Raw genomic sequence first — 19,905 nt, forward strand, 5'->3', positions numbered from 1 at the left:
CCGACCAGATCGACGCGGGCATGGTCTACGTCAACTGCGTGCTCGCTGACAGCCCCGAGCTGCCCTTCGGCGGCATCAAGAACTCGGGCTCCGGCCGCGAGCTCGGCACGCTCGGCATCGACGAGTTCGTCAACAAGAAGAGGATCCGCATCGCCTAGTCGGCGGCGGCGGAGCGGCCGGGCGCGGAATCGAGCGCCCGGCCGCTCCGCGTCTCCGGCGGGCCTCCGGCCCGCGCGTCGGCGCGCGCGAGCAGCTCGCGCGCCAGAAGGGTCGAGCCGACGACGGCCGCCGGCATGACGATGATCGCGCCGCCGGGGATGAGGAACGTCAGCTGCGTCATGACCCCGAAGCCCAGCTCGCGGGCGCGCGACCCCCGCAGGAGCCCGCGCCGGGCATCCCGCCCCATGCCCCGGGCCTGGAACGGACGCTGCGTGAGCTCGCGCGCGATCAGATGACCGCCGAGGAGCGCACCCACGACGGGGCCCGCGATCGCGCCGACGACCGGGATGAGGCCGACCGCGAGGGTCGTGAGCCCGTACCCGATCGCGCGCAGGACGAGCAGGATCGCGTCGCCGACCGACCGCCAGAAGCCGAGCGGCGCGGGGGCGAAGTCGCCGAGGTCGGTCTCGGCGCGGCGCCAGATTCGCTCGTAGAAGGGGTCGCCGACGAGCAGCGTGAGGGTTGTGAAGGTGTAGAACGCGAGGACCAGCAATCCGACGACGACGAGGGTGCCGGCCGCGCCGCGCACGAGCTCGCGCTCGTTCTCGCCCCACGACTCGGCGAAGGGGGTGAGCCATGCCCCGATGCCGGCGAAGTTCGCGCCGAGGACGACGACGACGGCGATGACGAGGGCGGCCACGATCGCGGCGGGCACCATCCCGAGGGCCATGACCCCTGGGCGGCGGCGCCACATCCCGAATCCGCGCCAGAGCAGGCCCGCGCCCGCGAGCAGCTCGCTCGCGACGCCGGGTCGACGAGCCCGTGCAGCAGTCGCGGGGCGCGGAGCGGGGTCACGGCGGCGGCTCACGCGACCACCCTAGTGAGGCTCTCTCGCGCCCGGGACTTTCGCCCCTGACCCCTGCGGGCCGCCGCGCGTACGCTCGGCGGCATGACGGTGCTCGTGGTCTTCGAATCCCACTGGGGCAACACCGAGCAGGTGGCCCGCTCGATCGCCGCGGGCGCCGAGGAGGAGGGCGCGGCGGTCCGCGTCGCGAGCGTGACGGATGCTCCCACGACGCTCGCGGGCGTCGACCTCCTCGTCGCGGGCGGCCCCACGCACGCGTTCTCCATGTCGCGCGAGTCGACGCGGCTCAGCGCCGTGAAGCAGGGATCGACGACCGGTTCCGCGACGATCGGGCTGCGCGAGTACCTCCAGTCCCTCGTCGAGCACGACCAGCACCCGCGCATCGCGACCTTCGACACGCGCGTCCTCGCCACCCGGCGCTTTCCGGGGTCGGCGGCCCGCGCCGCCGTCCGGCTCGTCCGCCGCGAGGGCTTCGCGGTCGACCACGAGCCCGAGAGCTTCTGGGTGCGCGACTCCTCCGGTCCGCTCGAGGAGGGCGAGCTCGAGCGCGCCCGCCGGTGGGGGCACGATCTCGCCGAGGGCCTGCGCCGCCTAGGCTGAGCCCTCGGAGCGCGGTCTGTCCCGCGCTCGCGACAGGAGGCGGGCGTGCAGAACTTCGAGGAGCTCGCGTTCGAGCAGACGCCGATGGGCGAGCTGACGCTCCGTCGCCGGTTCGAGCCGGCCGCCGATGCGGAGGTGTTCGAGGTCAAGCTTGGCGACGAGTACCTCATGTCGAGCCTCTTCACCGTCGCGGAGGAGGCCCTCGCCGACCTCGGCCTCGCCGCGATCGACACGCCGCTCGCGGGCGAGGAGTGGGATGTCCTCGTCGGCGGGCTCGGTCTCGGCTACACCGCCGTCGCCGCCCTGCGCGATCGCCGCGTCCGGTCGCTGAGCGTCGTGGATGCCCTGCCCCAGGTGATCCACTGGCACAGCCGGCAGCTGCTCCCGGTCTCGGCCGAGCTCGTCGACGACACCCGCACGCGCCTCGCCCACGTCGACTTCTTCGCCCTCATGCGCGGCGAGCCGGGCGCGCTGCCCGACCTGCCCGCGGCCTTCCACGCCATCCTGCTCGACGTCGACCACACGCCGAGCTTCCCGCTCGCCGAGTCGCACCGCGATCTCTACACCGCCGACGGCCTCCGTCGCCTGGCCCGGCATCTCGCTCCCGGCGGCGTCTTTGCCCTCTGGAGCGACGAGGTGCCCGAGGCGGGCTTCCTCGGCACGCTCGCCGAGGTCTTCGTCGAGGTGCAGGGCCACATCGTGCCCTTCGCCAACCCGATCACGGGCCGGACATCGCAGAACGGCGTGTACGTCGCGCGCACGCCCCGCTGAGCACTCGGCGGGGCTCTAGAACACCTTCCCGGGGTTCATGATCCCGAGCGGGTCGAAGACGGCCTTGATGCGCCGCTGGAGGTCGAGCTGCGGCGCGCCGAGCTCCTCCTCGAGCCACTGCCGCTTGAGGGTGCCGACCCCGTGCTCGCCCGTGAGCGTGCCGCCGAGGCGCACGGCGGTGCGGAACAGCTCGCCCGCCGCCTCCCACACCCGCGGCGGAACCTCGTCGCCCGCGAACAGGAAGTTCGGGTGCAGGTTGCCGTCGCCGGCGTGCGCGACGGTCGGGATCTCCAGGTCGTGACGCAGCCCAATCTCCCGGATCGCCGCGAGCATCTCGGGCAGCGCGCTGCGCGGCACGGCGACGTCCTCGATGAGCACGGTCGCGGCGGCCGCCATCGCCGGGTGGAACGCGCGGCGCACCGCGAGCATCCGCTCGCCCTCGTCGGCGTCGGTCGTGAGCGCCGCCTCGCCGCCGTGATCCTCGATGATCGCGAGGGCTCGCTCGGCCTCGGCGAGGGCCGCGGAGCCGTCGGTCTGCACGAGCAGGTAGGCGCTCCCGGGGGCGCGCTCGGGCAGGCCGAGGTGGGCGAGGATCCGCGCGAGCGCGACCTCGTCGATGAGCTCCATGACGGCCGGGCGCAGGTGCGCGGCGGTGATGGCGGCGGATGCGGTGGCCGCGTCGACGACGGAGGGGAAGTACGCGCCGATGGTCGCCGGCGACCCCGCAGGGAGCGGCACGAGCCGCACGGTCGCCTCGACGACGACGCCGAGCGTCCCCTCCGAGCCGATGACGAGCGCCGTCAGGTCGAGACCCGTGACGCCCTTTACCGTGCGGTGCCCGAGCTCGAGCAGGGTGCCGTCGGCGAGCACGAGCTTCAGACCGAGCACGGCCTCGCGCGTGACGCCGTACTTCGCGCACAGCAGCCCGCCGGCGTTCGTCGCGATGTTGCCGCCGATCGTCGAGATCGCGCGGCTCGCGGGGTCGGGGGCGAAGAACAGGCCCGTGGGCTCGAGCGCGGTGTTGAGCTCGGCGTTGATGACGCCCGGCTCGACGACGGCGAGCTGGTCGGCCGACGACACCTCGAGGATGCGCGTCATGCGCGCCGTCGAGAGCACGAGCTCGCCGTCGCCGCCCATCGCGCCTCCGGTGAGCCCCGTTCCGGCGCCGCGCGGCACGACCGGCAGACGATGCTCGGTCGCGATGCGCAGCGCCGCCTGCACGTCGGTGATCGAGCGCGCGTGCACGATCGCGAGCGGAGTGCCGTCGCGCCGCAGCCCCGAGTAGTCGCCGCGGGCGGCCTCGAGCTCGGTCGGGTCGATCGAGAGCGCGTCCCCGAGGGCGGCGCGCAGGGCTCCGAGCGCAGTGGGCTCCGTCATCGCAGGATGCCCGCTCACCGGTTCCGCGTGCGGTCGGTGAGCCAGAACAGGCCGGCGATCATCGCGAAGGTCGCGGCGACGAGCAGCGCGGTCGTCGGTGACGCGGTCGAGGCCTCGGGAACCGCGCCGGGCAGCACCTCGGGGCCGACGAGCACGAGCCGCAGCGTGCCGAGCGCGAGCCCGACGGCGGCGACGCCGAAGCCGAGCGCCATGCCGACGATCGTGATGCCGCGGTCGGTGCCGGCGGCGAGCCGCTTCACGCGCGTGCGCGTCCACTGCAGCGCGGCGGCGATCCAGACCACGAACGCGACCGTGAACGGATCGAGCAGCGTGCCCGGCACGCCCTCTCCGACGATGAGGATGCGCGCCGCGATCGAGACCGCCGCTGCGGCGACGGCGGCCACGAGCAGCCAGCGGAACCGCTGGTCGATCGCGCGCCAGCGCAGCGCGTGCATGATGATCGGCGCCGCCGCGAACCACAGCACGGGGGCGACGTCGATGAAGAGCAGGACCACCTGCCCGGGGCGATCGAACGAGGTGTCTCCGAGCCCGAGCTGGAACGCGAGACCCCCGATGACCGTCCCGATCAGGGCCGAGAGCAGGAGCGACTGCATGACCGAGAACGGCCGCGGCGGCCGGGTCGGTGCGGGGTAGCTCGTCGCCCGGTCGAAGTCGGGCCGGGCATCCGCCCGCGATGCGTCGTCGCTCACGCGGCGATGCTACGCCGCCTGCCCGGTAGTCGCCCGCTGCACGAACCCGGCCCGCTGCTGCACGCCCCACTCCGAGGGCGTCGAGCGGATCGCGCGGATGAGCCCGATCGTCCGCCACAGCGCGTGCGGGAGGTAGAACAGGACCGGCTCGAGGAACGCGGTCAGGATGAGCCGACGCATCGATCGGCCGGTCCGGTAGTCGGGCGTCGCCCCCAGCTCGATCGCGATCGCGAGGAGCGAGGTCGCGACGGCGACGAAGTACGAGATGACGAGCGCGAGGCCGATCACGACCCAGGGGATGAGCCCGAGAGCCCCCGACAGCGCGGCGACGACCATCGCGACGATGACGAGCGGGGCGCCCCACTGCTCGAACAGCCAGAAGTACGGCAGGGTGACCATGCCGAGCGCTCCGTACCGCGGGCGCAGCATCATGTCGCGCGCGCCGCGCAGCAGCTCGCCGAGCCCTTGCGACCAGCGCTTGCGCTGCCGCGACACGGCGGACCACGTCGATGGCACCTCCGTCCAGCACACGGGATCGGCGACGAAGACGATGCGGTACGGCTCGCGCTCGGTGCGGTGGTGGCGGTGCGCGGCGACGACGAGCTCGGCGTCCTCAGCGAGGCTCGCGGCGTCGAGGCCGCCGAGCTCGACGAGGGTGTCGCGGCGGAAGACGCCGAACGCGCCCGAGATGATGAGCAGCCCCTTGATCGCCGACCATCCGGCGCGGCCGACGAGGAAGGCGCGCAGGTACTCGAGCACCTGGATGCGCTCGATGAGGCGCGAGGGCACCTCGACGCGGTCGACCTCGGCCTCGATGAGCACCGCGCCGTTCGCGGGCCGCACGATGCCGCCGGAGGCGACCACGGTCGGGTCGTCGATGAACGGCTGCACGACGCGCAGCAGAGCGGTCGGCGAGAGGATCGAGTCGCCGTCGATCATGCAGACGAGCTCGTGCCGCGCGAACTGCAGCGCCGCGTTGACCGCATCGGCGCGACGGCCGACGGACGCCTTCCTGACCAGCAGCGCGTCATGCTGATCGAAGCGGTGGACGCTCTCGATCTCGCCGCTCACCGCCAGCGGGCTGATCGGGCTCTCGTCGGTGGGCGTCATCGGGAAGGCCGCGCGCAGCACCTCCGAGGTGCCGTCGGTCGAGCCGTCGTCGACGACGATGATCTGCACCTGCGGGTACTGCAGGCGCAGGAGCGACTCGACGCACGCGACCGAGCCGGCGCTCTCGTTGTGCGCCGGGACGAGCACGCTCACGCCCGGGGTCAGCGGGCTCGCGAACGTCCCGGAGAGCAGCTCGTCCGACGCCCAGCGCCGCTCGTCGGCGATCGCGCCGATCGCGCGGATGACGATCGTCACGTACATCAGCTGGTAGGTCGCGAAGTAGATCCCGAACGCGACCGTGATGACCACGAGCGACGCCTCGAGCCACGCGGCGAGCTCGGCGGGGATCACGATCCGCCGCCGAGGGTCGCGATCGCCTCGTCGAGGTGGCGACGGGCGATCGGGTTCGTTTCGAGCGGCAGTCGCTCGCGCAGCGGCTCGAGCGATCGACGGGTGCCGACGCGGCGGAGGGCATCGGCGGCGGCGATGCGCACGAGCGGGTCGTCGTTGGCGAGGGCGGCGATCGCATGGGGCTGCACTCCCGGGAGTCCCGCGTCGCTCCCCGTGCTCAGGGCGACGCGCAGGCCGTCCGGGTCGCGCGTGCTCCAGGCGGCGTGCAGCGACTCCACGTCGAGCAGACGGCAGCGCATGATCGCGATCGAGGCGACGAGCGGGGGCAGGCGGTGCTCGGCGCGGCACGCGGCCGCGAGCACCGGGGCGATCGCCTCGGTGCGCCCCGTGGAGCCCCATTCGAGAGCCGCGACGCCCCGCACGCGCGCATCGGGGTCGTCGAGCATCCGCACCATCAGGATCGACGACGGCTCCGTCGTGGTGCGCACGTACAGGCGGATGGCGCGCGCCCGCTCGATCGCCCGGCGGTCGCGCATGCCCTGCTTCGCGATCGCGGTCGCGCCGTTCGCGTCGAGCCACGACTGCAGCGCCTCGCGGTCCTCGCCGTGCACGCGCGTCACGACGGAGGCGACGGCGTGCAGCGTGGACGTCGATCGCGGCGGGGGAGCGGTTCCCTCCTCGACGAGGAGGGTGCGCAGGATCGTCGAGACCTCCGAGCGCCGGCCGCGCGTGCGCCGGTCGAGCCGCGCGATGCGGGCGCGCACGACGAGCACCGTCGCGAGCAGCGCGAGGCACAGGAGTGCCGCCGCCGCGGTCGCGACGAGCAGTGCGGTCATCGCGGCCGCGAGAGCAGGGTGGCGACGCGCAGGACGAGCTCGCGCGGGCTGAACGGCTTCGTGATGTACTCCTCGGCGCCCGCCGCGAACGCCCGCTCGACGTCGACCTCCTGCGCGCGCGCCGTCAGCATGAGGATGCGCGTGCCCGAGAGCCCCGGATCCGATCGCACCTCGCGGCACACCTCGAGGCCGTTGCGGCGCGGCAGCATCCAGTCGAGCACGATGAGGTCGGGCTTGTCGGAGAGCGCGCGCGACAGAGCGTTCTCTCCGTCGATGACGCTCACGACCTCGTGGCCGGCGGCCTCGAGCTTCATCGTCACCAGGTCGTTGAGATCCTGATCGTCATCGGCGACCAGAATGCGAGCCACGTCGTCCTCTATTCCCCCGGGCGGCGAGCGCGTCGCCGTGTCACGCCCTTCGCGTGCCTGGTGACGACGATAATGCAGTCGGAGTGAGGAGGGCCGCCGTGGTCGGAGCGAGTCTCGCGTCGACGGCGCGCCGGTGGAGCAGGCCTCGGCGACTTCTGGCCCTGCTCCTCGCGCTCCTCCTGGTCTTCGGCCTCTCCATCGCGGGAGGCAACGCGCTCGACGTCTCGATCGCCCGGGCGGACCTCGCGCCCGCGAGCGGTCTCATCGCCGTCCTGGCGCTCATCGCGCGGCAGGGCTGGCGCATCCCGATCACGACGGCGGGCGTCACGGCCGTCGCGATCGGCAACCTGGTGACGGGCCTGCCTGTGGACTACGTCCTGCAGACGGGGCTCCTGCGCATCCTCGAGATCTTGCTGTTCTGCGCGATCGTCGAGCGGTCGGGGCGGCTCCCTCGCCTCGACTCCGCCGCGCACAGCGTCCGCCTCGTCATCGGCGCGACGATCGCCTCGGCGTTCTTCGCGGTCGGCGTCACCGCCGTGCGCCTCCTCGCCGGGGTCGAACTGGCCGAGGCGTTCGCCAACGATGCCTTCGTGGCGAACCTCGTCTCGTTCGTGGTCGCGACGCCGCTGGCGTTCGCGCGCGTCCGTCAGGGCGCGACGGCCTCGCGCACGGAGGTCACCGCCCAGTGGCTGCTCATGGCCGCCGCGCTCATCGTGACCTTCACGCTCTCCGTCAACATCTCCCTGTCCTTCCTGCCCCTTCCGCTCTTCGCGTGGGCCGCCCTCCGCCTCTCGGCGATCGGCGTGACCCTGCAGCTCCTCCTCGTGACGCTCGGCACGACGATCGCGACGATCCTGGGCTGGGGGCCGTTCGCCGCGAACGCTGACGGCGTCCGCGACGCCATCGTGGTCCTCCAGGGCGGCCTGTTCATCTTCCTGAGCTCCACGCTCGTCCTGTGGTCGAAGCGCGTGGAGGGCGAGCTCGAGATCGAGCGCGCCCTCGCGAAGGATCGCGTGCTGCGTCGCGCGGTCGAGCAGGCTCAGACCGCGTTCCTCCTCGTCGAGCCGATCGGCGACGCCTACATCGTCGTCCAGGCGAACGATCACGGGCTCCGCGCCCTCGGGATGGACCCGGATAACGCGTTCTTCTCCGCCTCGTCGGAGATCAACATCGCGCTCCCGGAGGACCACCCGCTCATCGAGGGCCTCTCGATCGTGGCGGGCGGAGAGCCGCGCTGGCGCGGCGAGCTCGTGCTCGAGGCCTTCGCGGGTCGCGCCGACGCGGAGGTTGCGATCGAGCGCGCCGCCGGTGACAAGTCGGGCGTCATGTCGGTCGAACTCACCGACGTCACGGAGAAGCGGCGGGAGGATCGGCGACTGCGGGCGCTCGTCGAGCGCGAGCGAGCCCTCTCCGCGCAGTACCAGGAGCTCTCACGGCAGAAGGACGACTTCGTGGCCTCCATCAGCCACGAGCTGCGCACGCCCCTCGCGAGCATCGTCGGCTACGCCGAGACGCTCGACGAGACCGAGCTCGACCCGATGCAGCGCCGGTTCGTGGACACGATCGTCCGCAACGCCGGCCGACTGCAGGAGCGCGTGGAGGAGCTGCTATCGGCCGCGAAGCGCGCCGCCGACTCGGTCGACGACCCGCACCCCCTCGCTCTCGATCGCATCATCGGCGAGGTCGCCGACGACCTGCGCGCCGTCGCCGCGTCGCGACGGGTCGACATCGTCGTCGAGAGCTCCGCCACGGCCCTGCCGGAGGTCATCGGCACGGAGGACTCCGTGACCCGGGTGCTGACCAACATCATGAGCAACGCCGTGAAGTTCTCGCCCGACGACTCGAGCGTGGTGCTGAGCGCCCTCGTCGACGACGAGACGATCGAGCTGTTCGTCCGCGACGCCGGGCCGGGCATCCCGCTCGCCGACCAGGAGCGCGTCTTCGACCGGTTCTACCGCACGGAGGACGCCACGGCGAACGCCACCCCCGGCACCGGTCTCGGCCTCTCGATCGTGCGAACCCTCCTCGACGGGATCGGCGGATCCGTGCTCGTGGAGTCGGACGGCGAGCACGGCAGCACGTTCATCGTCCGCTTCGCGCGCGCCCACGACCTCGACCCCGCCCTCTGATCCGACACGCCCGGGCTTCCGCAGAGTCTCTGCAACGACCCGTGTGAGGAGGCTGGCAAAGGCGCCCCGACGGTTGAGATGAGGCCGCATTCTCGGCATCGTGGCTGGCTCGACGACCGCGAGACAGGAAGGGGCACCACCATGCTCACACTGACGCCGAACGCCAGCACCGTGATCGAGAACCTCGTCGCCCGCGAGGCCGACCCCCAGAGCGCGGGCCTCCGCATCGACGGAGCGACGCAGCAGAACGAGTTCGCGGTGACCGTCGCGCCCGCGCCCCTGCCCGGCGACCACGTCGTCGAGGCCGGCTCCGCCCGTGTCTTCCTCGAGCAGCACGCCTCGGTGGCGCTCGACGACAAGGTCCTCGACGCTCAGGTGAGCGACGAGGGCGCCGTTCGCTTCGCGATCGGCGAGCAGCAGGGGCTCTAGCCCTTCGTATCCGCGACGGCCGCACCCCCGGTTCGGGGTGCGGCCGTCGCCATGTCCGCCGGCTCTGCCAGGCTGGAGGCATGCCCGTGATCGAGAACTCCCGACTGGCCGTCATCGGCGCAGGAGCCGTCGGCTCCTCCCTCGCCTACGCCGCGCTCATCCGCGGCTCCGCTCGCGAGGTCGCCCTCTACGACATCGACGCCCGACGCGCCGAGGCCGAGGTGCTCGACCTCGCCCACGGCACTCCGTTCACGGGGTCGAGCCGCGTCACGGGTGGCGGCGACCTCGACGTCGTCGAGGGCGCCAACATGGTCGTCGTCACCGCGGGGGCCAAGCAGCACCCCGGCCAGAGCCGCCTCGACCTCGCGGCCACGAACGTCGGGATCCTCCGCGAGCTCATGCCCGAGCTCGTCGCCCGCGCTCCCGATGCCGTCTACATGCTCGTCACCAACCCGTGCGACGTGCTCGCCGTCGCCGCGCACCGCTTCAGCGGTCTCGACCCCGCTCGCGTGTTCTCGAGCGGCACCGTCCTCGACTCCTCCCGACTGCGCTGGCGTCTCGCCGAGCGCGTGGGCGTCGCCGCCTCGAGCGTCCACGCGATGATCGTGGGCGAGCACGGCGACAGCGAGTTCCCGCTCTGGTCGCAGTCGCGCATCGGCCCCATCCCCGTCCGCGACTGGGTGGGCGACGACGGCGAGCGGCTGAGCGTCGAGGAGCTCGACGCGATCGCCGACGAGGTCAAGAACGCCGCGTACACCGTCATCGCCGGCAAGGGCGCCACGAACTACGCGATCGGGCTCTCCGGCGCGCGCATCGTCGAGGCCGTCCTCCACGACGAGAAGGCGATCCTGCCGGTGAGCAGCGTCCTCGACGGCTACCACGGCGTGAGCGGCGTCGCTCTCTCCGTCCCGAGCGTGGTCGACGCGGGCGGGGTCGCCCGTGTCATCGACACCCCCTTCGCGGCGGAGGAGGAGCGCGCCCTGCACGCGAGCGCCGCGGCGGTCCGCCGCTCGCTCGACGCGCTCGATCTCGGCTGACGGGCGATCAGAGCGGGGGGATGCCCTGCTCCCGACCGCGCAGACGCTCGATGAGCCGTCGGTCGCGCTTCGTCGGCCGGCCGGCGCCGCGCTCCCGGAGCACGTCGAGCGCCCGCTCGGCCTTCGGCGGCGGCGGGGGAGTGCGGTCCTCGTAGTTCTGCTGCGCGAGCGGGGCGCTCGTCCGCTTCGTGATGAGCCCCGTGACGGCGACGATCCGCTCGCCGCCGGGCGTGTAGGCGCGGACGAGGTCGCCCGGCTTCACGGTCTGCGACGGCTTCGCCGTCGCGCCGTTGACCTTCACATGCCCGGCCTTGCACGCGGCCGTCGCGGCCGACCTCGTCGAGTAGAGCCGGATGGCCCACACCCACGCGTCGACGCGCGCGCTCGGGGGCGCGGGGGCGGGGCTCATGCCTCCAGGGTAGGCCGCTGTCAAGGATCTGGAGAGCCTCGCTCGAGCGTCCTAGCGTCGCCGCATGAGCGACGTCTCCCGACTGGCGACCCTCGACGAGGTCGCCGAGCTCGTGCGCGGCCGACCGGACGCCCACGTGCGCTACAGCCGCGACCCGCGCACGGAGGCCGGCCGCGGGAGCACCGACACCGAGAGCGGCCTCGAGCTGCCGGGCCTCTCGGTGAACCCGCTCGGCGCCGAGGCGTGGTGGACCCGACCGCTCGAGGACTGGATCGCTCGCCAGCTCTGCCAGTACCGCCATCTCGCCGAGGAGGATGACGACGACGAGCGGGAGGCATGGGTCGTCGCTGGACGCACGGTCGGTCGCGGCCCCGACTGCGAGCCGCTCCTCGCCGAGGTCGAGGTCATCGCGGTCGTCGCCGATGCCGCTCTCGACGAGGCGGAGTCCCGTTACCGGGAGGTGTTCGACGCCGGTCGCGGCCCCGAGGACTGACCGACCCGCTCAGCTCAGCAGCTCGGCGAGCGCCGCGTCACTCACGCGGCCGTGGCTCAGGGCCGCCGTCGTGCCTCGGCGGTACTTCTCGAGCACGAGCGGGTCGATGTACGAGCTGCGCGCGACGGCGGGGGTGTTCCGCAGTCCCTCCGCGACGACCGCGATCGCCTCGCGGATCGCCCGCTCCTGCTCCTTCTTGGTCGCCGAGGGCCCGCACCGCGCGAGGTGCTCGGCCGCGAGCCGCGACCCACGCAGCGTCCTCAGGTCCTTCGGCGTGATCGCGCACCCGGTGGCCGACCGCAGGTACTCGCTGAGCGCCGCCGAGTGCACGCGGTGCACGCCAGCGTCGTCGATCCACTCCGTCACGCGATCGCCGCTCTCGCCCGCGGGGCCGCGCGCGCTGCGGGCGAGCACGAGCGCCGCGGCGAGGTCGTCGTCCTCGTGCTCGGCCTCCCAGCGCACGCCGGACTTGGCCGGGAAGTCGAACGAGATCGTCGAGCCCGAGACGGAGACGTGCTCCCACGCGAGCGTGAGCGCGCCGATCGTGCCGCGCTCGAGGGCGTAGCGCTCCTCGCCGACCCGCACGCCGAGCGCGTCGATGATGCGCGCCGCGATCGCGAGCGCCCGCGCCTGGGGGTCGTCGCCGCGGAGGTCGCGCGTCACCCGTGCGCGCATCGCCCCGGTCGCGGCGGCGAGCTCGCGCACGCGCGCGAACTTCCGCACCCCGGCCCGCCTCGTCCACTCCTCGTGGTAGCGGTACTGGCGCCGGCCGTCGGCGTCGAGGCCCATCGCCTGCACGTGGCCCCGCTCGTCGGGGCAGATCCACACCTCGCTCCACGCGGGCGGGATCGCGAGCGCGGCGATGCGGGCGCGCACGTCCGCGTCCGCGACCGCCCGGCCCCGGGCATCCAGGTACCGGAAGCCCCGGCCGTGCCGCACGCGCCGGATTCCGGGCGCGTCGGGGGAGGATCGTTTCAGTCGCATCGGGTCAGGATGCCCGACCCGCCACCGCGGGCGACACCCGCTTGCGCTCGGTCGCGATCGCATCCGCTGCGCGCACGAGCGCGAGGTGCGAGAGGGCCTGCGGCGTGTTGCCCATGTGGCGCTCGTTCTCGACGTCGTACTCCTCGGCGAGGAGGCCGACGTCGTTCGCGAGCCCCACGAGGCGGTCCATGAGTGCGACTGCGTCGTCGAGGCGCCCGCCGCGCGCGTAGTTCTCGACGAGCCAGAACGCGCACGCGAGGAACGGGTGCTCATCGCCGGGCAGCCCGTCCACCCCCGACTCGGTGCGGTAGCGCAGCGGCAGGCCGCCGCGCAGGAGGGTCGCCTCGATGCGCGCGACGGTCGCGAGCATCCGCGGGTCGTCGTAGGCGACGAAGCCGATGTGGGCGAGCTGCAGCAGCGACGCATCGACCTCGTCTGTCTCGTAGTGCTGCACGAACCAGCCGCCATCGGCGACCCCGTTCGCGAATATCTCCTCGCGCAGACCATCGCGCAGCGCCTCCCAGTGCGCGGCGTCGCCGGCGAGCCCCTGCTCGCGCACGGCGTGCGCCCCGCGGTCGAACGCCGCCCAGAGCATCGCGCGGGAGTGCGTGAAGGTGCGGTGCGGTCCGCGGATCTCCCAGATGCCGTTGTCGCGTCGGTCGAGGTGCTTCTCCGCGTGCTTCAGCAGCTCGGTCTGCAGCGCCCAGGAGAAGCCGTCCTCCTCGACGCCGAGGTCGCGCGCGCGATCGAGGGCAATCATGACCTCGCCGAAGATGTCGCCCTGGAACTGCGTGTACGCGCCGTTGCCGATTCGCACCGGAGCCGACCCGCGGTAGCCGGGCAGCGAGTCGAGCTCGTACTCGGTCAGCCGCCGCTCTCCCGAGAGCCCGTACATGATCTGCAGGTCCTGCGGGTCGCCGGCGATCGCGCGGAGCAGCCAGGCGCGCCACTCGGCGGCCCCCGACTGATAGCCATGCAGCATGAGCGCCTCGAGCGCGAGCGCGGCATCGCGAAGCCAGACGTAGCGGTAGTCCCAGTTGCGGCTGCCTCCCATGTCCTCCGGCAGGCTCGTCGTCGGCGCGGCGACGATGCCGCCGGTGTCCTCGTGCGTGAGCGCGCGCAGGACGAGCAGCGATCGCCGGACGTGCTCGTCGTAGGCGCCGGGCGCTGCGCACGTCTGCGCCCAGTCGCGCCACCAGGCGCGCGTGCGGTCGAGCTGCTCGTCGAGGTCGAGGGCGTCGGGGATCGAGCGGTGCGCCGGGAACCACGTGAGCACCGTGTCGACGGTCTCGCCCTCGCGCACGACGAACTCGGCGCGGTGCGCATGGTCGACGGCCCGGAAGCGGGGGCCGCGGACGACGACCGCGTCCGGCCCCGCGATCGCGACGAGGGCCGGATGCTCGTCCGTGCCCGCCTGCCGCATCCACGGCATCGCGCTCGCGTAGTCGAACCGGATCCGCAGCAGCTGCTCGACGGCGACCTCGCCGCTGAGCCCGCGCACCCGGCGCACGACGTCGGCTCGACGATCGCCGTGCGGCATCGCGTCGACGACCTCGATCTCGCCCGTCGCGATCCGCCAGCGCGTGACGAGCACGAGGGTGTCCTCCTCGTAGCGCCGCTCGACGCACTCGGCGTCGCCGAGGGGCCGCAGCAGCCACTGGCCGTGCTCCTCGGTGCCGAGCAGGGCGCCGAACGTCGACGCCGAGTCGAACCGCGGCAGGCACAGCCAGTCGATCGCCCCCTCCCGGTTCACGAGCGCGGCGGTGTGGCAGTCGCCGATGATGGCGTAGTCCTCGATGGGGGCGGGCATCCCCCCAGCCAATCGGAGCTTCCTCCGAACTCCGTGCACGACGGGCCGCGACGCCCGCAGTCGCACCTAGCGTGGAGGGATGCCCTCCTCCCGCGACCGGTCCCTGATCATCCTCGGCGCGACGGGCGACCTCGCCGAGCGCCTCCTCCTCCCCGGCCTCGCGAGCCTCCTCGCGGCGGGCCGCGCGACGGACGTCCAGCTCATCGGTGCCGGCGGCAGCGACTGGAGCGACGACCGCTGGCGCGACCTGCTGCGGTCGACCCTGGGAGAGTCCGCGGGCGACGCGCTGCCGGGCATCCTCGATCGTGCCCGCTACGTGCGCACCGACGCGACCGACGCGGATGCCCTGCGCGCGCTCCTCGCCGCCGCCGAGCACCCGCCGCTCGTCTACCTGGCCCTTCCGCCGTCGATCGCGCTCGCGACGGTCGAGGCGCTCGCGACCGTCGAGCTGCCCGAAGGAGCGGTGCTCGCCCTCGAGAAGCCCTTCGGGGTCGACCGCGAGACCGCGGCGCACCTCAACGCGCGGCTCGCCGCACTCCTCCCGGAGGACCGGATCTTCCGCATCGACCACTTCCTCGGCAAGTCGACCGTCGCGAACCTCATCGGGCTGCGGGCCGCGAATCGCGTGATCGAGGCCGTCTGGAGCCGCGACGGCATCGACCGCCTCGAGATCGTGTACGACGAGTCCCTCGCGCTCGAGGGCCGCGCCGGCTACTACGACACGGCGGGCGCGCTCGTCGATATGATCCAGAGCCACCTGCTCCTCGTGCTCGCCCTCGCCGCGATGGAGCTGCCGTCGAGCCTCGACGCCGACGACCTGCACGGCGCGATGATGCAGGTCCTGCGGGCGACGCGCGTGCGGGAGGGCGACCCGGTCGCCTCGAGCCGGCGGGCGCGCTACACCGCGGGCACGGTCGAGGGCGACGCCGTTCCCGATTACGTGGCGGAGGAGGGCGTGGACCCCGACCGGGCGACCGAGACGCTCGCCGAGGTCGCGCTCGAGATCGCGACGCCTCGATGGGCCGGGGTGCCGATCGTGCTGCGCAGCGGCAAGGCGCTCGGGTCGCCGTCGACGCACGTGCGCGCGCGCATGTCGCCGGCCGCTCACATTCCGCGCGGACTCGCCCCCGCGGGAGGGTCACCGGCGATCACGATCGCGCTGAGCCCGGAGCGGCTCTCGATCGAGCTCGACATCAACGGCGCGGGCGACCCCGCCGACCTCGACCGTGTGAGCCTCGACGCCGACTTCGCCGCGGGCGAGCTCACCGCGTACGGCGAGGTGCTCGGCGACGTGCTCGAGGGCGACTCCGCATTCACGGTCCGCGGCGACGTCGCCGAGGAGTGCTGGCGCATCGTCGAACCCGTCCTCGAGGCCTGGCGCGCCGACCGCGTGCCGCTCGAGGAGTACCCCGCCGGCTCGAACGGGCCCGAGCACTGGGCGCCGCTACCGTAGCCCCATGACGACGGCTCTCATCACGGGCGCTACGGCCGGCATCGGCGCCGAGTTCGCCCGCCAGCTCGCCGCCCGCGGCATCGACCTCGTGCTCGTCGCGCGCACCGCCGCCCGCCTCGAGGAGGTCGCCGCCGAGCTGCGGTCGCGCCACGGCGTCGGCGTCGAGACGATCGCGGCCGACCTGTTCGAGGAGTCCGGGGTCGCCGCGGTCGAGCGCCGCGTGCGCGACGACGCGCATCCGATCGATCTGCTCGTCAACAACGCCGGCCACGGTCTCGTGACCGACTTCGCCGCCTCGCCCCTCGACGACGAGGTGCGCCACCTCGACCTGCACGTCGGCGTGCCGCTGCGGCTCACGCATGCGGTGATGCAGGGGATGCTCGCGCGCGGTCGCGGCCGCATCGTCCTGATCTCGAGCGTCGCGGCCTTCACCCCTCGCGGGAGCTACGGCGCCGCCAAGGCCTGGGGCGTATCGTTCGCGCGGTGGGCGAACCTGCGGTACCGCGGCCGCGGCGTGAGCGTCACGGCGGTCGCGCCCGGCTTCACGCGCACCGAGTTCCACGAGCGCATGGGCGTCGCCACGACGGGGGTGCCGGGGCCGCTCTGGCTCGACGTGCGCGACCTCGTGCGGCTCGCGCTGCGCGACATCGACCGCGGCCGCTCGGTCTCGATCCCGACGCTGCGCTACAAGGTCATCGCGGGGCTCGCGCGCGTGCTGCCGGCGCGCGTGGCGGCCGCGGGGAGCCTCGCCCCGAACGACTAGACCGAGACGGGCTCGGGCGCCTCGGCGAGCTGAGTCTTCCAGGCGACGAGCCCGCGGACGGTGCCGCTCTCGTCCTGGGCGAGGCGCTCCATCGCGTCGGCGGGCACGAAGTAGTTGATCGCGACCCACGCCCGCACGGTCTCGTCGGGGTCGGAGGCGAGCTCGCGCAGGATGTCGCACGGCGTGTGCTCGTTCTTGGCCACGCACGCGCGCACGCTCGCGACCGGATCCTTCGCGAGAGCCGCGTAGACCTCCTCGGGCGCGTGGTACGACAGCGCGGCGCTCTCGCGGATCCGCGGGTTCGCGTCGCTCGCGAGCCGACGGATGCGCGCGATCTTCGACGCCGTCACCGTGGGGGAGAGGAACTGCGCGACCGGGTCGGGCGAGGTCGCGCGCACGGGGGCGCTCGCCGCGAGCTGCCGGCGCTGAGCGGGGGTGTTGAAGCGGATGCACGACATGCGCGGAAGAATAGCCCGGGGCCGTGACATCCGGGCCGTCGGGCGCGCCGCGCCTCACTACACTGACAGCGTGAGCGATGCCGACGCAGTGCCCCCGGCGAGCCGCCCGCCCGTCAGCACGCGCGTTCTCACGGTGCCGAATCTGCTGAGCGCGATCCGCCTCGCTCTCGTGCCCGTGTTCCTCGTCCTCGTGCTGACGGGGCAGGATGTCGCGGCGCTGCTCGTCATCGTCTTCTCGAGCGTCTCCGACTACGTCGACGGCATCATCGCCCGGCGCTTCAGCCAGATCACTAGGCTCGGGCAGCTGCTCGACCCGGCGGCCGACCGCCTCTTCATCTTCGCCGCGGTCTTCGCCCTCGCGGTGCGCGAGGTCGTGCCGTGGTGGCTCGTGGTCGTCATCGTGGGCCGCGACGTCATGCTCGTCGTCCTCGGCATCGTCCTCGCGCAGCATCGGTACGGTCCGCTGCCCGTGCACCACCTCGGCAAGCTCGCGACCTTCGCCCTGTTCTACGCCCTGCCGATCCTCGTCCTCGGCCAGGCGTTCCCCGACGCACGGGCGATCTCCGACCCCATCGGCTGGGCCTTCGCCCTGTGGGGCGCGTTCCTGTACTGGTGGGCCGGCGCGCTCTACCTGCGCCAGACCCTCGAACTCGTCGGGAATCGACCCGGAGCGGCGGCCTCCGCATCGGATACGCTGAATCCCCTGAGGAGGTCCACTGATGGCTGAGAACGTGTCTGCCCGCCCCACGGGGGATGAGCAGAGCAGCGCCGCGCCGGCGTACAACTCGTCGGAGACGACGGTCCACTACGGCCCCGACTTCGTCGCGCAGCTCGCCGCCATGGAGGCCGGGGTCACCGTCGAGGAGCAGGAGGCGATCGCGGCGCTGCCGTCCGGCTCCGCCCTGCTGATCGTTCGTCGCGGCCCCAACACGGGCGCCCGCTTCCTCCTCGATGCGGATGTCACGGTCGCGGGTCGTCACCCCGACGCCGACATCTTCCTCGACGACGTGACCGTCTCGCGCAAGCACGCGGAGTTCCACCGCGACGGCACCGCGTTCACGGTGCGCGACCTCGGGTCGCTCAACGGCCTCTTCTTCAACGGCGAGCGCATCGACGGCACCGCAGCGCTCGTCGACGGCTCGGAGGTGCAGGTCGGCAAGTTCCGCCTGACCTTCTACGCCTCGCGCGCCGACCGCCGCCCGGTCGCGTAGTGGCGGAGCGGTCCGCCGCCGCAGCCCGTCGTCCCGCGACGGCCGCGGCATCCCTGCTGAGCATCGGACAGGTGCTCGCCAAGCTCAGCCCCGAGTTCCCCGATCTGACCCCCTCGAAGCTGCGCTTCCTGGAGGAGCGCCAGCTCATCTCGCCCTCGCGGACCGAGTCGGGTTACCGCAAGTTCTCTCCGACCGACGTCGATCGGCTGCGCTTCGTGCTGACGATGCAGCGCGATCACTACCTGCCGCTCAAGGTGATCCGCGGCTATCTCGACGAGCTCGACGCCGGCCGCACTCCGAGCCTGCCGCTCGGCGGTGCCGTGCCCGCGCCGTCGATGCTCGCCACCGAGCGGCGCTACAGCCGCGACGAGCTCGTGCGGGAGGCCGGTGCGACCGCCGCGCTCCTCGGCGACGCGGTCACCGCATCCCTCATCGCACCCGGCGAGACGTACGGCGATGAGGCGCTCCAGGTGCTCCGCTCGCTCGTCGAGCTGCAGCGCTCGGGCATCGAGCCCCGCCACCTTCGCGGCTTCCGCGCCGCCGCCGAGCGCGAGCTCGGGCTCATCGAGAGCGCGCTCATCCCGGTCTCCCGCCGGAACGATCCGTCCTCCCGCGCGCGGGCCGCCGAACTGGCCGTCGAGATCGCCGGGCAGCTCGAGATCGTGCGCTCGAGCCTGATCAGATCGGCCCTCGGCAGGCTACAGTCGTAGTCGGGCCCGACACGCCGCGCCGACGGAGCGAATGTCTGCGGCGGGGGTCGGGTGGCTCGCTAGTCTGGATGACGTGATGCGAAGTATCACGTTAACGATGAAGGTTAGGTAGAGGCCATGAGCGACGTCAGCCGCCGCGACGAACGGTACGACCTCGGCCTGCTCTTCACCGACGGGCTCCCCGAGCTCGACGACCAGGCCGGCTACCGCGGCGCCGTCGCCGCTCGCGCGGCGGGGATCTCGTACCGCCAGCTCGACTACTGGGCCCGCACGCAGCTCGTCGAGCCCACGGTGCGCGGCGCCTCCGGCTCCGGCACGCAGCGCCTCTACGGCTTCCGCGACATCCTCGTCCTCAAGCTCGTCAAGCGGCTCCTCGACACCGGCATCTCCCTCCAGCAGATCCGCACCGCCGTCAACCAGCTCCGCGAGGCCGGCGTGAGCGACCTCGCGCAGACGACCCTCATGAGCGACGGTGCGAGCGTCTACCTCTGCACCTCCGACGACGAGGTCATCGACCTCGTGAGCCGCGGGCAGGGCGTTTTCGGCATCGCCGTCGGCAAGGTCCTCCGCGAGGTCGAGAGCTCGCTCGTCGACCTCGACTCGACGGCCGCCGCCGACCCCGCCGACGAGCTCGCTCAGCGCCGCGCGACGCGCGCGAGCTGACCGCCGCCCGCTCCACGGGCATCCGGCGCCGCCCCGCGCTCGCACGGGCGGAGAGTGGTTGACGCGGTCTAGCTGTACTCGGCAGGGACGTTGGTGACACAACCGTTGTGAGACAGGGAGACCTCCTGGCTTAGTGGAGCTGTCTAGTTCTTCACTGCCAGGAGGTCTCGTGTCCCACGGTAATGCCCGCTTGAACGTGCGTGGCAGGC

The 19,905-nt window shown here is 72.9% G+C and carries 23 protein-coding genes; 13 read left to right on the forward strand and 10 right to left on the reverse strand.

Going from position 1 to position 19,905, the window contains the following annotated elements; genetic code table 11:
* Positions 1-158: aldehyde dehydrogenase family protein (locus Q7T15_RS02415; RefSeq protein ID WP_304692965.1), on the forward strand; the 158-nt coding region annotated here is incomplete at its 5' end.
* Here the strand turns inward: Q7T15_RS02415 and Q7T15_RS02420 are convergent.
* Positions 155-1,027, reverse strand: coding sequence for an EI24 domain-containing protein (locus tag Q7T15_RS02420; RefSeq protein WP_304692920.1), 873 nt, complete (start codon positions 1,025-1,027; stop codon positions 155-157). The genes Q7T15_RS02415 and Q7T15_RS02420 overlap by 4 nt on opposite strands.
* 81 nt (positions 1,028-1,108) lie before the next feature.
* Between Q7T15_RS02420 and Q7T15_RS02425 the strand changes: the two genes are divergently transcribed.
* Complete coding sequence (locus Q7T15_RS02425) at positions 1,109-1,624, forward strand: flavodoxin domain-containing protein (protein WP_304692922.1); 516 nt, start codon at positions 1,109-1,111, stop codon at positions 1,622-1,624.
* A gap of 45 nt (positions 1,625-1,669) precedes the next feature.
* Positions 1,670-2,395 (forward strand): spermidine synthase, encoded by a 726-nt coding sequence (locus Q7T15_RS02430; protein ID WP_304692924.1) that lies wholly within the window; start codon positions 1,670-1,672, stop codon positions 2,393-2,395.
* A gap of 15 nt (positions 2,396-2,410) precedes the next feature.
* Here the strand turns inward: Q7T15_RS02430 and Q7T15_RS02435 are convergent, their stop codons facing one another.
* Genes Q7T15_RS02435 through Q7T15_RS02455 form a run of 5 tightly spaced genes read right to left on the reverse strand, consistent with a single transcriptional unit; the run spans position 2,411 to position 7,147 of the window.
* On the reverse strand, positions 2,411-3,772 hold the full coding sequence (locus tag Q7T15_RS02435; protein WP_304692926.1) for an FAD-binding oxidoreductase: 1,362 nt from the start codon (positions 3,770-3,772) through the stop codon (positions 2,411-2,413).
* Positions 3,773-3,786: 14 nt separating this feature from the next.
* Positions 3,787-4,482, reverse strand: a complete 696-nt coding sequence (locus Q7T15_RS02440; RefSeq protein ID WP_304692928.1) for a hypothetical protein — start codon at positions 4,480-4,482, stop codon at positions 3,787-3,789.
* A 9-nt stretch (positions 4,483-4,491) separates the two neighbouring features.
* Positions 4,492-5,943, reverse strand: coding sequence for a glycosyltransferase family 2 protein (locus tag Q7T15_RS02445; RefSeq protein WP_304692930.1), 1,452 nt, complete (start codon positions 5,941-5,943; stop codon positions 4,492-4,494).
* Positions 5,940-6,779: a HEAT repeat domain-containing protein gene (locus Q7T15_RS02450; protein ID WP_304692932.1), complete on the reverse strand. Its 840-nt coding sequence runs from the start codon at positions 6,777-6,779 to the stop codon at positions 5,940-5,942. The genes Q7T15_RS02445 and Q7T15_RS02450 overlap by 4 nt, the downstream gene beginning before the upstream one ends.
* Positions 6,776-7,147 carry a response regulator transcription factor gene (locus Q7T15_RS02455; protein ID WP_304692934.1) on the reverse strand — a complete coding sequence of 124 codons (372 nt, stop codon included), beginning with the start codon at positions 7,145-7,147 and terminating at the stop codon, positions 6,776-6,778. Before Q7T15_RS02455 ends, Q7T15_RS02450 begins: the two co-directional genes overlap by 4 nt.
* A gap of 98 nt (positions 7,148-7,245) precedes the next feature.
* On the opposite strand from Q7T15_RS02455, the gene Q7T15_RS02460 reads away from it, so the two are divergent.
* The 3 genes from Q7T15_RS02460 to Q7T15_RS02470 all read left to right on the forward strand — a co-directional run bounded on the left by Q7T15_RS02460 (position 7,246) and on the right by Q7T15_RS02470 (position 10,742).
* Entirely contained in the window at positions 7,246-9,276 is a 2,031-nt protein-coding gene (locus tag Q7T15_RS02460; RefSeq protein ID WP_304692936.1) for an ATP-binding protein, read from the forward strand.
* A 141-nt stretch (positions 9,277-9,417) separates the two neighbouring features.
* Complete coding sequence (locus Q7T15_RS02465) at positions 9,418-9,705, forward strand: Fe-S cluster assembly protein HesB (RefSeq protein ID WP_304692938.1); 288 nt, start codon at positions 9,418-9,420, stop codon at positions 9,703-9,705.
* 80 nt (positions 9,706-9,785) lie between these two features.
* Entirely contained in the window at positions 9,786-10,742 is a 957-nt protein-coding gene (locus Q7T15_RS02470; protein WP_304692939.1) for an L-lactate dehydrogenase, read from the forward strand.
* Between the two features lie 7 nt (positions 10,743-10,749).
* Here the strand turns inward: Q7T15_RS02470 and Q7T15_RS02475 are convergent, their stop codons facing one another.
* The gene (locus tag Q7T15_RS02475) at positions 10,750-11,151 is read right to left on the reverse strand and encodes an RNA-binding S4 domain-containing protein (protein WP_304692941.1); all 402 of its coding nucleotides are present in this window, start codon (positions 11,149-11,151) and stop codon (positions 10,750-10,752) included.
* 64 nt (positions 11,152-11,215) lie between these two features.
* Between Q7T15_RS02475 and Q7T15_RS02480 the strand changes: the two genes are divergently transcribed.
* The gene (locus Q7T15_RS02480) at positions 11,216-11,644 is read left to right on the forward strand and encodes a DUF6098 family protein (protein ID WP_304692943.1); all 429 of its coding nucleotides are present in this window, start codon (positions 11,216-11,218) and stop codon (positions 11,642-11,644) included.
* 9 nt (positions 11,645-11,653) lie between these two features.
* On the opposite strand, the gene Q7T15_RS02485 is transcribed toward Q7T15_RS02480, so the two are convergent.
* Together Q7T15_RS02485 and Q7T15_RS02490 are read right to left on the reverse strand one after the other, a co-directional pair.
* Complete coding sequence (locus Q7T15_RS02485; RefSeq protein ID WP_304692945.1) at positions 11,654-12,628, reverse strand: DNA topoisomerase IB; 975 nt, start codon at positions 12,626-12,628, stop codon at positions 11,654-11,656.
* Between the two features lie 4 nt (positions 12,629-12,632).
* Positions 12,633-14,477, reverse strand: coding sequence for a glycoside hydrolase family 15 protein (locus Q7T15_RS02490; RefSeq protein ID WP_304692947.1), 1,845 nt, complete (start codon positions 14,475-14,477; stop codon positions 12,633-12,635).
* 40 nt (positions 14,478-14,517) lie between these two features.
* Between Q7T15_RS02490 and Q7T15_RS02495 the strand changes: the two genes are divergently transcribed.
* Positions 14,518-15,891 carry a glucose-6-phosphate dehydrogenase gene (locus Q7T15_RS02495; protein WP_304692950.1) on the forward strand — a complete coding sequence of 458 codons (1,374 nt, stop codon included), beginning with the start codon at positions 14,518-14,520 and terminating at the stop codon, positions 15,889-15,891.
* A 4-nt stretch (positions 15,892-15,895) separates the two neighbouring features.
* The gene (locus tag Q7T15_RS02500) at positions 15,896-16,654 is read left to right on the forward strand and encodes an SDR family oxidoreductase (protein ID WP_304692952.1); all 759 of its coding nucleotides are present in this window, start codon (positions 15,896-15,898) and stop codon (positions 16,652-16,654) included.
* Here the strand turns inward: Q7T15_RS02500 and Q7T15_RS02505 are convergent.
* Positions 16,651-17,112 carry a hypothetical protein gene (locus tag Q7T15_RS02505; protein ID WP_304692954.1) on the reverse strand — a complete coding sequence of 154 codons (462 nt, stop codon included), beginning with the start codon at positions 17,110-17,112 and terminating at the stop codon, positions 16,651-16,653. The genes Q7T15_RS02500 and Q7T15_RS02505 overlap by 4 nt on opposite strands.
* A 70-nt stretch (positions 17,113-17,182) precedes the next feature.
* On the opposite strand from Q7T15_RS02505, the gene Q7T15_RS02510 reads away from it, so the two are divergent.
* The 4 genes from Q7T15_RS02510 to Q7T15_RS02525 all read left to right on the forward strand — a co-directional run bounded on the left by Q7T15_RS02510 (position 17,183) and on the right by Q7T15_RS02525 (position 19,696).
* The gene (locus tag Q7T15_RS02510; protein ID WP_304692957.1) at positions 17,183-17,839 is read left to right on the forward strand and encodes a CDP-alcohol phosphatidyltransferase family protein; all 657 of its coding nucleotides are present in this window, start codon (positions 17,183-17,185) and stop codon (positions 17,837-17,839) included.
* Positions 17,832-18,323 carry an FHA domain-containing protein gene (locus tag Q7T15_RS02515; RefSeq protein WP_304692959.1) on the forward strand — a complete coding sequence of 164 codons (492 nt, stop codon included), beginning with the start codon at positions 17,832-17,834 and terminating at the stop codon, positions 18,321-18,323. The genes Q7T15_RS02510 and Q7T15_RS02515 overlap by 8 nt, the downstream gene beginning before the upstream one ends.
* Positions 18,323-19,033, forward strand: a complete 711-nt coding sequence (locus Q7T15_RS02520; protein ID WP_304692961.1) for a MerR family transcriptional regulator — start codon at positions 18,323-18,325, stop codon at positions 19,031-19,033. The genes Q7T15_RS02515 and Q7T15_RS02520 overlap by 1 nt, the downstream gene beginning before the upstream one ends.
* A 117-nt stretch (positions 19,034-19,150) precedes the next feature.
* Positions 19,151-19,696 (forward strand): MerR family transcriptional regulator, encoded by a 546-nt coding sequence (locus Q7T15_RS02525; RefSeq protein WP_304692963.1) that lies wholly within the window; start codon positions 19,151-19,153, stop codon positions 19,694-19,696.
* The last annotated feature ends 209 nt before the right edge of the window (positions 19,697-19,905 follow it).

Source organism: Microcella sp., assembly GCF_030645145.1.
In the GTDB taxonomy this organism is placed as follows: domain Bacteria; phylum Actinomycetota; class Actinomycetes; order Actinomycetales; family Microbacteriaceae; genus Microcella.

What these genes read in the sequence shown, in the direction of transcription:
- Q7T15_RS02450 (WP_304692932.1), bottom strand. Translation starts at nt 6,779, where the DNA reads ATGACCGCACTGCTCGTCGCGACCGCGGCGGCGGCACTCCTGTGCCTC.
- Q7T15_RS02435 (WP_304692926.1), bottom strand. Translation starts at nt 3,772, where the DNA reads ATGACGGAGCCCACTGCGCTCGGAGCCCTGCGCGCCGCCCTCGGGGAC.
- Q7T15_RS02475 (WP_304692941.1), bottom strand. Translation starts at nt 11,151, where the DNA reads ATGAGCCCCGCCCCCGCGCCCCCGAGCGCGCGCGTCGACGCGTGGGTG.
- Q7T15_RS02465 (WP_304692938.1), top strand. Translation starts at nt 9,418, where the DNA reads ATGCTCACACTGACGCCGAACGCCAGCACCGTGATCGAGAACCTCGTC.
- Q7T15_RS02480 (WP_304692943.1), top strand. Translation starts at nt 11,216, where the DNA reads ATGAGCGACGTCTCCCGACTGGCGACCCTCGACGAGGTCGCCGAGCTC.
- Q7T15_RS02470 (WP_304692939.1), top strand. Translation starts at nt 9,786, where the DNA reads ATGCCCGTGATCGAGAACTCCCGACTGGCCGTCATCGGCGCAGGAGCC.
- Q7T15_RS02495 (WP_304692950.1), top strand. Translation starts at nt 14,518, where the DNA reads ATGCCCTCCTCCCGCGACCGGTCCCTGATCATCCTCGGCGCGACGGGC.
- Q7T15_RS02525 (WP_304692963.1), top strand. Translation starts at nt 19,151, where the DNA reads ATGAGCGACGTCAGCCGCCGCGACGAACGGTACGACCTCGGCCTGCTC.
- Q7T15_RS02505 (WP_304692954.1), bottom strand. Translation starts at nt 17,112, where the DNA reads ATGTCGTGCATCCGCTTCAACACCCCCGCTCAGCGCCGGCAGCTCGCG.
- Q7T15_RS02515 (WP_304692959.1), top strand. Translation starts at nt 17,832, where the DNA reads ATGGCTGAGAACGTGTCTGCCCGCCCCACGGGGGATGAGCAGAGCAGC.
- Q7T15_RS02425 (WP_304692922.1), top strand. Translation starts at nt 1,109, where the DNA reads ATGACGGTGCTCGTGGTCTTCGAATCCCACTGGGGCAACACCGAGCAG.
- Q7T15_RS02485 (WP_304692945.1), bottom strand. Translation starts at nt 12,628, where the DNA reads ATGCGACTGAAACGATCCTCCCCCGACGCGCCCGGAATCCGGCGCGTG.
- Q7T15_RS02500 (WP_304692952.1), top strand. Translation starts at nt 15,896, where the DNA reads ATGACGACGGCTCTCATCACGGGCGCTACGGCCGGCATCGGCGCCGAG.